At 64.2% G+C, this 12,325-nt stretch carries 11 protein-coding genes; 7 read left to right on the top strand and 4 right to left on the bottom strand.

Going from position 1 to position 12,325, the window contains the following annotated elements; genetic code table 11:
* Positions 1–28 precede the first annotated feature (28 nt).
* Positions 29–1,834 (top strand): SLC13 family permease, encoded by a 1,806-nt coding sequence (locus tag ACK4R0_RS09950; protein ID WP_409673761.1) that lies wholly within the window; start codon positions 29–31, stop codon positions 1,832–1,834.
* A gap of 282 nt (positions 1,835–2,116) precedes the next feature.
* On the opposite strand, the gene ACK4R0_RS09945 is transcribed toward ACK4R0_RS09950, so the two are convergent.
* From ACK4R0_RS09945 to petA, 3 genes are read right to left on the bottom strand one after another with little or no spacing between them, the layout of a single operon-like run.
* A complete protein-coding gene (locus ACK4R0_RS09945; protein WP_409673759.1) occupies positions 2,117–2,959 on the bottom strand; it encodes a cytochrome c1 in 843 nt (280 codons plus the stop codon).
* Positions 2,960–2,987: 28 nt separating this feature from the next.
* On the bottom strand, positions 2,988–4,280 hold the full coding sequence (locus tag ACK4R0_RS09940) for a cytochrome b (protein WP_409673757.1): 1,293 nt from the start codon (positions 4,278–4,280) through the stop codon (positions 2,988–2,990).
* Between the two features lie 12 nt (positions 4,281–4,292).
* Positions 4,293–4,865 carry a ubiquinol-cytochrome c reductase iron-sulfur subunit gene (gene petA, locus ACK4R0_RS09935; protein ID WP_409673755.1) on the bottom strand — a complete coding sequence of 191 codons (573 nt, stop codon included), beginning with the start codon at positions 4,863–4,865 and terminating at the stop codon, positions 4,293–4,295.
* Positions 4,866–5,118: 253 nt separating this feature from the next.
* On the opposite strand from petA, the gene ACK4R0_RS09930 reads away from it, so the two are divergent.
* The 6 genes from ACK4R0_RS09930 to ACK4R0_RS09905 all read left to right on the top strand — a co-directional run bounded on the left by ACK4R0_RS09930 (position 5,119) and on the right by ACK4R0_RS09905 (position 9,733).
* Positions 5,119–5,580, top strand: a complete 462-nt coding sequence (locus tag ACK4R0_RS09930; protein ID WP_409673753.1) for a tRNA (cytidine(34)-2'-O)-methyltransferase — start codon at positions 5,119–5,121, stop codon at positions 5,578–5,580.
* A gap of 27 nt (positions 5,581–5,607) precedes the next feature.
* Entirely contained in the window at positions 5,608–6,462 is an 855-nt protein-coding gene (gene hemF / locus ACK4R0_RS09925; protein ID WP_409673751.1) for an oxygen-dependent coproporphyrinogen oxidase, read from the top strand.
* A gap of 7 nt (positions 6,463–6,469) precedes the next feature.
* Positions 6,470–6,868 carry a cupin domain-containing protein gene (locus ACK4R0_RS09920; RefSeq protein ID WP_409673749.1) on the top strand — a complete coding sequence of 133 codons (399 nt, stop codon included), beginning with the start codon at positions 6,470–6,472 and terminating at the stop codon, positions 6,866–6,868.
* Positions 6,869–7,041: 173 nt separating this feature from the next.
* Entirely contained in the window at positions 7,042–8,211 is a 1,170-nt protein-coding gene (locus ACK4R0_RS09915; RefSeq protein ID WP_409673747.1) for a homoserine O-acetyltransferase, read from the top strand.
* Complete coding sequence (gene metW, locus ACK4R0_RS09910; RefSeq protein ID WP_409673745.1) at positions 8,208–8,798, top strand: methionine biosynthesis protein MetW; 591 nt, start codon at positions 8,208–8,210, stop codon at positions 8,796–8,798. Before ACK4R0_RS09915 ends, metW begins: the two co-directional genes overlap by 4 nt.
* Before the next feature lie 5 nt (positions 8,799–8,803).
* The gene (locus ACK4R0_RS09905) at positions 8,804–9,733 is read left to right on the top strand and encodes an NAD(P)/FAD-dependent oxidoreductase (protein WP_409673743.1); all 930 of its coding nucleotides are present in this window, start codon (positions 8,804–8,806) and stop codon (positions 9,731–9,733) included.
* 745 nt (positions 9,734–10,478) lie between these two features.
* On the opposite strand, the gene ACK4R0_RS09900 is transcribed toward ACK4R0_RS09905, so the two are convergent.
* Entirely contained in the window at positions 10,479–12,245 is a 1,767-nt protein-coding gene (locus ACK4R0_RS09900) for a hypothetical protein (RefSeq protein WP_409673741.1), read from the bottom strand.
* Positions 12,246–12,325 lie beyond the last annotated feature (80 nt).

The following is a 12,325-nucleotide window of genomic DNA, read 5'->3' as shown; positions in this document are numbered from 1 at the left end:
CCTGTGATCCCAAGGCAGGCTCCCATCCATGATCGACACGGTTGTCCAATTCATCGATATCTACAGCGCGCAAATCGGGCTGGTGTTGCTCGTCGCGATATTCGCAGCCTTCATGACCGAACGGTTTCCGCCGGTGGTCGTCGGGGTAACCGGGGCGGCTGTGGTGATGGTGCTGGGGTATGTATCGGTTGCCGACGTACGCGGGGTATTCTCAAATTCTGCGCCGCTGGCGATCGGTGCATTGTTCATCCTGTCGGGCGCTCTGGTGCGCACCGGCGCGATCGAGGCGGTCATGGGATTGCTCATCCGCCGCGCCGAAAGCAACCCCAAGCAGATCATGGTCGAGGTGTTCGGTGGAACTCTCGCCGCTGCGGCCTTCGTCAACAACACCCCGGTCGTGATCATCATGATCCCGATCATCAAGAAGCTGGCCAAGACGCTGGGCACATCTGCCACCCGGCTGCTGATCCCGCTGTCCTATCTGTCGATCCTGGGCGGTACGTTGACGCTGGTCGGCACGTCGACCAACCTGCTGGTCGATGGCGTCGCGCGCGGGCTCGGCCAGCCGGCCTTTGGCGTGTTCGAGATCACCGGCGTCGGGCTGCTGACCGCGCTCACTGGTGCGCTGACATTGCTGCTGCTCGGCCCCAGGCTGCTGCCCGACCGCCCGGAAAGCGCACCCGCCGACAGCGAGGCGCATGAGTGCCTGTCCGAACTGACAGTGCTTCCCGATTCCGAGATGATCGGCCAAGCGATCGAGGACATATCGGCGCTGAAGCCCGAGCGCGTGCGAATTTTGGGGCTCAAGCGACAGGGCAGCTTCCTCCGCAAGGGCTTCGAGAGTGCGGTGCTCGAGGCGGGGGACCGGCTGGTGATTGCGGCATCGCCCCATGAACTGGCGGCATTCGCGTCCAGCGCCGGCTTCGAGATCGGGCTTGCCGGGCTTGGCGGGGGTCTGGCGCTGCATGGCGACGAGCGTCCCGAAGATATCACGCTGTACGAAGCCACCATCGCCCCGACCCATCCCAGCATCGGGCGGCATCTCGACGAAATCCCCATGCTGTCGCGCCTGCGCGTGCGCATTCTGGGGATTTCACGTGCGCGCCACCTGCCTGGACCCGATCTGCCCACCGCACGGCTGCGCGCTGCCGATACCCTGCTGATTGCCGCGCGACCGCCCGAATTGGCGCAATTGCAGGACAACATCCACCTGGCCGGCATCTCGACAGCCAAGGCGACCCCCTATCGGCGTGCCAAGGCTCCGATCGCGGTGCTGACATTGCTGGTCACGGTGCTCGCAGCGGCGCTCGGCGTGATGCCGATCGAGGGCTTGGCGATCATCGGCGTTGCGGTCGTGCTGATCACCCGCACCATCGATCCCGCCGAGGCCTGGGCCGCGATCGATGGCAGCCTGCTCGTGCTCATCTTTGCGATGCTGGCGATCGGGACCGGGTTCCAGAACGCCGGCAGTGTCGATCTGATCGTCGGCGCGGTCGCGCCGATGCTGAGCACTGCACCGCTGCTTCTGCTGATCATTGCCGTCTATGCGCTGACCTCGCTGCTCACCGAGGCGGTGACCAACAATGCGGTCGCGGTGCTGCTGACCCCGATCGTGATCGGGATCGCGGCCAATATGGGGATCGACCCCAGGCCGCTGGTGGTGGCGGTGATGATGGCGGCTTCCGCAAGCTTTGCCACGCCGATCGGCTATCAGACCAACACCATGGTCTATGCCGCAGCCGATTACCGCTTCTCCGACTTTCTCAAGATCGGGATACCGATGAACATCATCGTCGGCCTGGCGGCGTCAATCTCGATCTATCTGATCTTTTGAGCCGTCGCGGCGCGCTGGGCAGCGGCCAGATCGAGCGGAACCTGGCTGCTCGACCGTAACCGACATTCCCGGCGACGCCATAGCGATCCCAAGTCGCGCACGGATAGCTCGAGGACCGCGGGCGGCCCTTTGGGTGGCAGCGCTTCGGGAAGGCCGGGAACTGTCGCTGGCGCCCAGCGGCTGGCCATCGAGAATTGATACCGCATCCCCCAAACGCAATCCGGCCCGGAAGTTCGCACTCCCGGGCCGGATCGTTTGTCTGTCTGCGAGAAGACCAGAAGCTTAGTGCTTCACGCCTGCCCACACGTTGCGATAGGCCATATAGCCAAGGCCGGTTGCGATGATCAGGAAGATCAGCACGGCCCAGCCGGTCTGGTGGCGCTTTTCGAGCGTGGGCTCTGCGGTCCACACCAGGAACGCCGAGACGTCCTTGGCCATCTGGTCGGTGGTGGCGTTGGTACCGTCGGAATAGGTGACGATGCCGTCGCTGCCCAGGGGATTGGCCATCGCGATGTTCAGGTTCGCGAAGTACGGGTTATAGTTGAGACCCGGTCCCGGCATGGCATCGGGGAAGCGCTGGGCGAGTTCCGCCGGTGGCTCCTGATAGCCGGTGAGCAGCGAGTAGATGTACGCCGCTCCGCCGTGACGCGCCTTGGTGATCAGCGAAAGATCGGGCGGCAGGGCGTTGTTGTTGGCGGCGCGGGCTGCGGTTTCGTTGGCATGCGGCGAAGGGATGGGATCGGCGGGCAGCGACGGACGCGTCGTGGCTTCGCCGGTGGCCGGATCGATCGACGGCGTCTGGGTGGGCCAGGTCGCGGCGATCGCCTTCACTTCGTCTTCGTTATAGCCAAGCTCTGCCAGGTTGCGGAACGAGACCAGCCGCATCGAGTGGCAGGCCGAGCACACTTCCTTGTAGACCTGGAAACCGCGCTGCAGCTGCTGGCGGTCGAACTTGCCCAGCGGGCCATCGCTGGCCAGCGAGAGGTCCTTGGGATGTTTGTGGAAGGCATGCTCTGCGGTTTCCTGCGGCGGCTCGCTGACATAGGCGACTGCGCCCACGGCAAACGAGACGAGCAGCCAGCCGGCAAAGAACAGCCCCACCAAAAATGCACCAATGCGAATCATGTCGAATAGTTTCCTTCTTGGACCAGGCTTATTCAGCAGGCTGCAGGAGAGGGTCGCCCTTGGCGCCGGAGTCCTCGTTCAAAACCGCATCGGTAATCGAGAACGGCAGCGGCTTGGGCTTTTCGATCTTCGAGATGATCGGCAGGATGATCAGGAAGTGCGCAAAGTAGTAAGCCGAAGCGAGCTGGCTCATCATCACGAACGGCTCTTCAGCCGGCGCACCGCCCAGATAGCCGAGCAGCAGCACGTCTGCGATCAAGACGAAGAAGAAGATCTTGAACAGCGGACGATAGTTGCCCGAACGCACCGGCGAACGGTCCAGCCAGGGCAGGAAGAACAGCAGCAGGATCGAAGCGAACATCGCCAGCACGCCGAGCAGCTTGGCGGGCACGAAGAAGAAGTCGAAGGTGAAGGCGCGCAGGATCGCGTAGAACGGCCAGAAGTACCATTCGGGCACGATGTGCGCAGGCGTCGAGAGCGGGTTGGCGGGGATGTAGTTGTCCGCATGGCCCAGATAGTTCGGCGCGAAGAACAGCATGGCGCAGAACAGGATCAGGAAGACGCCCAGGCCGAAGCCATCCTTGGCGGTGTAATAGGGGTGGAACGGCACGGTGTCCGATTCGGTCTTCACTTCGACGCCGGTGGGGTTGGAAGACCCCGGAATGTGCAGCGCCCAGATGTGCAGGATAACGACGCCTGCGATCACGAACGGCAGCAGATAGTGCAGCGAGAAGAAGCGATTGAGCGCGGCATTGTCAGGTGCGAATCCGCCCAGCAGCCACTCCTGGATCGGCACGCCGACCAGCGGAATCGCGCCGAACAGGCCGGTGATGACCTTGGCACCCCAGAAGCTCATCTGGCCCCAGGGAAGCACATAACCCATGAACGCGGTCGCCATCATCAGCAGGAAGATGACCAGGCCAAGCAGCCAGATCATTTCGCGCGGTGCCTTGTACGAGCTGAAATACAGCCCGCGGAAGATGTGGATGTAGACGACGATGAAGAAGAAGCTGGCGCCGTTGGCGTGCGCATAACGCAGCATCCAGCCCCAGTTGACGTTGCGCATGATGTGCTCGGTCGAATCGAACGCGACCAGTGCGTTGGGCGCATAGTGCATCGCCATGATGATGCCGGTGACGATCTGCATCACCAATGCGACCCCGGCGAGCACGCCGAAGTTCCAGAAATAGTTGAGGTTGCGGGGAACCGGATAACCGGCACCGATCGCACCATAGACCAGACGGGGAAGCGGCAGGCGCTCATCCAGCCATTTGGTCAGGTCCGACTTCGGTTCGTAATGCTTGGCCCAGGAAAAGCTCATATTCTATGCTCCTCAACCGATCTTGATGACTGTGTCTGACAGGAATTCATATTCCGGCACGACAAGGTTGGTCGGGGCCGGACCTTTGCGGATCCGTGCTGCGGTATCGTAGTGCGAACCATGGCAGGGGCAGAAATAGCCGCCGAATTCGCCCTTTACTTCGCCCTGTGCCGCACCCAGCGGAACACAGCCAAGATGCGTGCAGACGCCCAGCGTCACCAGCCAGTTGACCTTGCCGTCGACCGTCCGCTCAGCCAGCGTCTCCGGGTCGCGCAGATCGCTGACGTTGACCTTGTTCGCTGCGTCGATTTCAGCAGGCGTCAGGTTGCGGATGAACATGGGCTGCTTGCGCCACACGGTCTTGATCGCCTGGCCGGGCTCCACCGCCGAGATATCGACCTCGGTCGATGCCTGCGCCAGCACGTCCTTGCTCGGCGCCATCTGCGTGATCAAGGGGATGAGAACCGTCGCACCGCCCACGCCAGCAAAGCTGACCGCGGCGATGTTGATAAAGTCACGACGCCGCACACCATCGGATTCGATGGCGGCGCTGCCGTCCTGATTCATGGTTACTTGTTCTGCCATGTCGCTAACCTGACCCTCAAGCTATTGAAAAGTTGTTCGATTTTTTCGGTGCTGAAAGCGGCATGGCACGGCTATGCCCCTGGCCCGTCCGCGTGATTGCGGGCCTGATAGACGCAAAAACGTCATTTTGCCAACAACGAAATTGGCGCGCCGCAGCATAGTTTTCCTGAACGACGGATGATGCCACCGGCAAATTTGCCCGCGTGCGCCATCCGCGTGGTGACTTGGCCGCCATCCGCGCTAAAGCAGGGGCATGCGTATCGCCCTTTTCCAACCCGACATAGCCGGCAACGTCGGCGCCATCCTGCGGCTTGCCGCCTGCATGGCGGTCCCGGTCGAGATCATCGAACCTTGCGGCTTTGTCTTCGACGACAAGCGTTTGAAGCGCGCGGCGATGGATTATGGCCCGCTTGCCGAAATGCGCCGCCATGCCGATTGGGATGCGTTCCAGAGCTTCCGGCACGCGCTGGGTGCGCGGCTGGTGCTGATGAGCGCGCATGCCCCCGCCAGCATCTACCGCACCGAATTTGCCGAAGACGACATCCTGCTGATGGGTTCGGAAAGCGCCGGCGTCCCGGCGCATGTGCGCGATGCCTGCGAGCTTGCGACGACCATCCCGATGGCGCCGGGACTGCGCTCGCTCAACATATCGGTCGCAACCGGGATTGCGCTTGGCGAGGCGCTGCGGCAGACACGGCATCTGAGCGAGGCATGAAGGCATACGCCGGGGCAGGGGAGCAGGATGACTGATTGGACTGAACAAAGACTGGCAGCGCGCGGCTGGTTCGAAAGCCTGCGCGATGCGATCTGCGCCGAATTCACCGCGATCGAGCGTGAGGCGGGAAGCGATGCCGAGTTCGATTATACCGCGTGGAACCGCACCGAGGATGACGGCTCGCACGGCGGCGGCGGCGTGCGCGGGCTGATCAAGGGCAAGGTGTTCGAAAAGGCAGGCGTCAACGTCTCGACCGTCGAAGGCCGGTTCAGCGAAGAGTTCGCCAAATCGATCAACGGCGCGGGCGAGGACCCGCGATTCTTCGCCACAGGAATCAGCCTGGTCGCGCATATGGCCAATCCGCACGTACCCGCGGTGCATATGAACACCCGTTTCCTTGTCACCACCAAGGCATGGTTCGGCGGAGGAGCCGATCTCAACCCGCCGTTGCCTTACGAGCAAGATACGGACGATTTCCACGCGCGGATGCAGGCGGCGTGCGATGCGCACGATCCGGCCTATCATGCCAAGTTCAAGGCCTGGGCGGACGACTATTTCTTCATTCCGCACCGCGGCGTGCACCGCGGCGTCGGCGGCATCTTCTACGATCATCTCGAATGCACCGATCAGGCGACGTTCGATGCCAATTTCGCCTTCACCCAGGATGTCGGCCGGGCGTTTCTTGACATCTTCCCCGCACTGGTCCGCCGCCGGATGGGTCAGGAATTCACCCCGGCCGAAAAGCACCAGCAGCTGGTGTGGCGCGGCCGCTATGCCGAGTTCAACCTGATCCACGATCGCGGCACGCTGTTCGGCCTCAAGACCGGGGGCAACATCGACGCCATCCTGATGAGCCTGCCGCCCGAAGCCGTGTGGGATTGATGGTGCGATGGCTGTGCTGCCGATAGCCACGCACCCGGTCCATCTGGGTCTAGGCGCCAGGGCGGTGCCGCAGCCGCCGATGGATGGCGGTGCCGATTGGTACCAGGCCTATGAGGCGCGCGCGGCGGGCGATGGCATCGAAGGCCGGCTGGTCACCCAGTTCAGCTTCGACGAACCCTGGACGATGTGGGAGATGCATCCGGCAGGCGACGAGATGGTGCTGTGCATCGCGGGACGGATGACGCTGCACCAGGAGCAGGCGGATGGATCGCTGACGACGCTGGAGCTTGGTCCGGGCGACTATGCGATCAACCCGCCGGGCGTGTGGCATACGGCGGATGTCGCAGGCACCGCGACGGCATTGTTCATCACGGCGGGTGCGGGCACGCAGCACAAGGCGCGGTGAGAGTCAAATCCTCCCCTGCAAGGGGAGGTGGATCGCCGCAGGCGAGACGGAGGGGTGTCAACCTCTCGATAGGGTAACACCCCTCCACCACTTCGTGGTCCCCCTCCCCTTGCAGGGGAGGATTTAGGCGGCCCCATTGACAGCCGCCCACCTTGCCGCCAATCCGACCGGCCATGGCCAGCGTATCCGCCTCTGTTGCTGACACCCGTTTCGGGCTTGACCGGCGCGTTACCCTGCTCGGGCCGCTGGCGCTCGATTGCGGCGCGGCGCTCGCACCCGTGGAAATCGCCTACGAAACCTATGGCAGTCTGAACGCCGACAAAAGCAACGCGGTGCTGATCTGCCATGCGCTGACCGGCGACCAGTATGTCGCCTCGACCCATCCGATCACCGGCAAGCCCGGCTGGTGGATGCGGCTGGTGGGGCCGGGCAAGCCGGTCGATCCGGCGCGCGATTTCATCATCTGCGCCAATGTCATCGGATCATGCATGGGTTCGTCCGGCCCGGCGACGGTCAACCCCGCGACCGGCGCGCCGTGGGGCATGGAATTCCCGGTGCTGTCGATCGCCGACATGGTCCGCGCGCAGGCGTTGCTGCTCGATTATCTCGGCATCGAAACGCTCGCTGCGGTGATTGGCGGGTCGATGGGCGGCATGCAGGCGTTGAGCTGGCCGGTGCTGTATCCCGACCGGGTGCGCGCGGCGCTGATCATCGCCTCGACCGCGCGGCATTCGGCGCAGAACATCGCCTTCCACGAGGTCGGCCGCCAGGCGATCATGGCCGATCCGCGCTGGCGCAAGGGGGCATATTACGCCGATGGCGACGTCCCCGCGTCGGGGCTCGCGGTCGCGCGAATGGCCGCGCACATCACCTATCTGTCCGAAGCGGGCCTGACCGAGAAGTTCGGGCGGCGGCTGCAGGACAAGGATGGGGCCGGCCCTGCAGCAGATTGCGACGGCAGCAGCTTCGGCTTCGATGCCGATTTCCAGATCCAGAGCTATCTGCGCCATCAGGGGATCAGCTTCGTCGACCGGTTCGATGCCAACAGCTATCTCTATATCACCCGCGCGATGGACTATTTCGATCTCGCTTTGCCCTATGACGGCGTGCTGGCGAGTGCGTTCATGGGGACGAAGACGCGGTTCTGCCTGATCAGCTTCGACACCGACTGGCTGTACCCGACCGCCGAATCGCGCCGCATCGTCCATGCGCTCAACGCGGCAGGCGCAGAAGCCAGCTTCGTCGAACTGTCCTCGCCGTTCGGGCACGACGCGTTCCTGCTCGACTGCCCCGAGATGAACCGCATCGTCGACGGCTTTCTGCGCGCAGGAGCGACCAAGTGACCGGATTGCGGCCGGATTTGCGCATCATCGCCGACAACATCGCCACAGGTTCGCGGGTGCTCGATGTCGGCTGCGGCGATGGCGCGCTGATGGCGGCGTTGCGCGACAGCCGCCAGGTGCGTTCCCGCGGGCTCGAGCTCGATCCCGCCAATGTCAGCGCGGCGGTCACCCGAGGGCTGTCGGTGATCCAGGGCGATGCCGATACCGATCTGGTCGATTATCCGTCGGACAGCGTCGATTATGCGATCCTCAGCCAGACGCTGCAGACCGCGCGCGCGCCGCACAAGGTGCTCGAGGAGCTGCTGCGGATCGGGCGGCAGGCGTTTGTCAGCTTTCCCAACTTCGCGCACTGGCGCATCCGTCTGTCGCTGCTGACCAACGGCCGGATGCCGGTCACCCGGCTGATCCCCGAAGCCTGGTATGAAACCCCCAACATCCATCACGTCACCATCGACGATTTTCGCGAGCTGATCGCGCAGCGCGGCTGGACCTGCGATGGCGAATGGTTCCTGTCGGGAGATCAGCAGACCTCGCGCGGCATGGCCAACCTGTTGGCGGAACACGCCGTATTCCTGTTGAGGCGCTGAACGACATGAAGATTGCTATCATCGGGGCGGGTCTCGCCGGGCTTTCGACGGCCGACGTGCTGACAGGCGCAGGGCACGCGGTCGCGCTGTTCGACAAGGCGCGCGGGCCCGGCGGGCGCATGTCCACCCGCCGCATCGAGACTGCCCAGGGCATGGCATTCTTCGACCATGGCGCGCAGTATTTCTCCGCCCGCGACGCCGACTTCATGGCCGAGGTCGCACGCTGGGAGGCTGCCGGGGCTGCCGCGCGCTGGCCTGTTGCGGGCGCCGATGCCTGGGTCGGAACGCCGGGGATGAACGCGATCGTCAAGCGGCTGGCGGCGGATCACGATGTGCGCTGGAACTGCCGGATCGAAAGCATCGGGCGCGAAGGCGCGCTCTGGCAGCTGACGCATGCCCAGGGCGTGGAGGCTGCTGATGCGGTGATCGTCGCGGTCCCGGCGGAACAGGTCGCCGATCTGGTCGCGCCGCACTGCGGTGCATGGGCGGGCCTGGCGCAGGCGACCACGTCACAGCCGTGCTGGACGGTGATGGCCGCGTTCGATGCGCGGGTCGATTTTTCCGCCGACAGCCTGCGCAATTGCGGCGCGATCGGCTGGGCGGCGCGCAACAGCGCCAAGCCCGGACGGTCGGGGCCGGAAAGCTGGGTGGTGCAGGGATCGCCCGCCTGGTCGGCGCAGCATCTCGAAGACGATGGCGATGCGGTGATCGCGCATCTGCTGGCCGAACTCGGCTCGGCGATCGGTTGCGACCTGCCCGGCGTGCTCGCGGTGCAGGCGCACCGCTGGCGGTATGCCTTGTCGGGCTCTGCGGGCCATACGGCGTTGTGGGATGGGTCTTTGCGGCTGGGGCTGTGCGGCGATTGGCTCATCGGCCCCAGGATCGAGAGCGCCTGGGCGTCGGGCCGGGCGCTCGCTGGGCTGGTTACGGCCTGATCGGACGGCCGATCAGACGATTGCGCCCGGTGCCAGGCTGGCGGCGATGAACATCGACGAGGTTACAATCGCCACCACAGCGGCGAACAGCTGGCCCTGGATGCTTTCAAAACCTGCGATAAACATGTGAACTTCCTTGAGGTTGAACGGGGTTGGAGGGGCGGTCGATCAGACGATCGTTCCGGGGGCGACGCTGGCTGCGATCAGGATGAACGAGGAGACGGCGGCGAGAACGGTTGCGAGGATATTCATGTCAGGGTTCCTTGAAGCGGTTCGATGAAAGGAAAGCGGTTCAGACGATCATGCCGGGAAGGACGCTGGTGGCGATCAGGATGGCCGAGCAGATCGAAGCGAGAGCGGTTGCGAGAATGTTCATGGGAATGTCCTTTTTGCGATGCGTTTGGGTTGAAGTGGGTTCTGGCGAAGTGATCAGACGATGGTGCCGGGCACGACGCTGACAGCGATGAAGAAGCTGGAGCAGACGACTGCGAGGGCGGCGGCGAACAGCTGGCTCTGGGCGGCGGTGAAGATGGTCATGGGGTACGTCCTTTCGAATGTTTCTGGTGGTCCCGACCGGGTTGGCCGGAGATGCCAGACACATTGCACAGGGCGTGCCAGTTTGAAAAACCGTTGATATACAACAGTTTATTTCAATGCGCCGATTTTGAGAAGATGAACCGATGCTGACAGTTGGGGAAATTTCCCATTAATCAGGATCAAGTCCTCGGGGGAGGCTTGCGCGGTGTCAGCTGGCCGCGGGGATCAGCCCGGAGCGCTCGGCCTCGGTCAGCATGCGGCGGCTGAAAAAGGGCGAAATGGCAAAACGCGCGAGGACTTGCGGTGCCGGGGTCCCCGCAGGCACGCCGACCGCTTTTTCGAGCTGCGCCCAGGTTTCGCGCGCACGTGCGGTCCGGCCATTGGCTGCCAGTGCCAGCGCCTTGCCGAGCAAGAAGTTGGGCTGGCTCGCCATCGCCGGAGAATCTGCGCGCATCGCAAGGTCGAGCGCGGCATCCGGCCTGCCGTTGATCAGCCGGGTGACGATCAGCGAAGCCGTCTGGTACCCGCCGGGTTCGCTGTTCATCGCCAGAGCGCGTTCGAGCACCTGTTCCGCGCCGACGGTGTCGCCGCACGACAGCAGGAAGGTGCCGGCCAGCCCGAGCGTGTCGGGTTCCAGCGGATTGCTCTCCACCGCCCGGCGGGCGTAGGCGATCGCACGCGGGCAGTTGCCGCGGGCCAGCGCGGAACGGGCTACGGCGATCTGCGCCAGCGAGGATCGCCCGTCGAACTGCAGCGCGGCTTCTGCCAGCGCACGCCCCCGATCGGATGGGACGAGGGGAGCCTGCCTGCCGGGCTTCGGCTGCGACAGCGCCATATACGACAAAGCCTGCAGGAACAGCGGCTCATCGGGGTGGGCCTCAAGCGACCGGGCGAGGCATTTTTCCAACGCCGGGCGCAACGTGGAGTCGCGCCGCTGGCGGAACGCGTCGTACTGGATCAGGCAGGGATAGCCGGGGCTCATGTCGCTGCCGATCAGCTTGCGCTGGTGCTGGGCGATCAGACCGCCCGACCGTGCGATCATCGAGATTCCGGCGCCGATCGCCTGCTCGAAATCCGGCGCGGCCACGTTGCTGCCGTTGCGGGGCAGTTCATACGACCACAAGGTGGTCCCGGTCGCGGCATGGCGCAATGTCAGGAAGATGTTTCCTGGCCCGGACCCCCTCCGGCCGCCACCGCCGCGCAGCATCAGCTGGTATTCGCGTGCCTTGCTGTCGGCGCCCGGAATATCCGAGTGCCGGTCCATGCTCACCGCCAGCATTTCGAAACGCTGCAGATGCATTTCGGCGATCTGGGCTGCGGTGTTGAGATAGTCGTTGCCCTCGGCAGGATCGGTGGTGATCATGACATGGGCGAGGTGCTGGCGCATGTCCCGCCGTGCTTTTTCGCGCTCGCCCATCCATGCATACAGCCAGACCGCACCTGCCAGCACCAGCAGCAGGCCCGGAACCGCCCATAGCAGCCACCTTTGCGTGCGGCGCTGCGCAAAGGCTGGCGACGGTGCGGGCACCGTGGCTGGCTCGGGTAACGGGGAGGGCGCGGGGGCAGGGGCCGCGTCGGCGGGCTGCGGCTGTTCGCTGTCGGCAGCGCTCTGGGTAGCGCTCTCGGTGGCAACGGGTACCAGCTCCACATTATAATGCCCGACGGGGATCAGGATCCGCTGGCGGCCGACCATCTGATCCGCATCGAGCCCGGCATAATGCAGGTCGAGCATCTTGCGCAGCCGACCGACCTGGACCCGGGGGTAGCTGTCGCTTTGCGGATCGAAACTGTCATCGCGGCCCAGGCCTTCGACCGCAATCTGATAGGCCTTCAGCCGCTCGCCATTGCCCGACAGCGTCTGTTCGACGAGATATTCGAGCAATCTGCGCAGCACCGGGGATCGCACGAATTCGGGCGCCTGCATCACCCGCGCCAGCTCGCCGCGCAAGGCGATCGTATCTGGTTGAGCGCTCACCGCAATTCAGTCCCTTCGGGGTTTCGTATTGCCCTGTACGACGGATGGAGCGCCCTGATCCGATTATCCAGTCCGCAAAT

This window comes from Blastomonas sp. (genome assembly GCF_046294995.1).
Classification (GTDB): domain Bacteria; phylum Pseudomonadota; class Alphaproteobacteria; order Sphingomonadales; family Sphingomonadaceae; genus Blastomonas.
Note: the sequence above shows the minus strand (reverse complement) of the source record. Positions and strands in the feature narration are given on the sequence as shown.

Bases quoted from the DNA above. Each gene is read 5' to 3' on its own strand.
- ACK4R0_RS09905 (WP_409673743.1), top strand. From the start codon at position 8,804: ATGAAGATTGCTATCATCGGGGCGGGTCTCGCCGGGCTTTCGACGGCC.
- ACK4R0_RS09930 (WP_409673753.1), top strand. From the start codon at position 5,119: ATGCGTATCGCCCTTTTCCAACCCGACATAGCCGGCAACGTCGGCGCC.
- ACK4R0_RS09920 (WP_409673749.1), top strand. From the start codon at position 6,470: ATGGCTGTGCTGCCGATAGCCACGCACCCGGTCCATCTGGGTCTAGGC.
- hemF (WP_409673751.1), top strand. From the start codon at position 5,608: ATGACTGATTGGACTGAACAAAGACTGGCAGCGCGCGGCTGGTTCGAA.
- ACK4R0_RS09950 (WP_409673761.1), top strand. From the start codon at position 29: ATGATCGACACGGTTGTCCAATTCATCGATATCTACAGCGCGCAAATC.
- ACK4R0_RS09940 (WP_409673757.1), bottom strand. From the start codon at position 4,280: ATGAGCTTTTCCTGGGCCAAGCATTACGAACCGAAGTCGGACCTGACC.
- ACK4R0_RS09945 (WP_409673759.1), bottom strand. From the start codon at position 2,959: ATGATTCGCATTGGTGCATTTTTGGTGGGGCTGTTCTTTGCCGGCTGG.
- ACK4R0_RS09915 (WP_409673747.1), top strand. From the start codon at position 7,042: ATGGCCAGCGTATCCGCCTCTGTTGCTGACACCCGTTTCGGGCTTGAC.
- petA (WP_409673755.1), bottom strand. From the start codon at position 4,865: ATGGCAGAACAAGTAACCATGAATCAGGACGGCAGCGCCGCCATCGAA.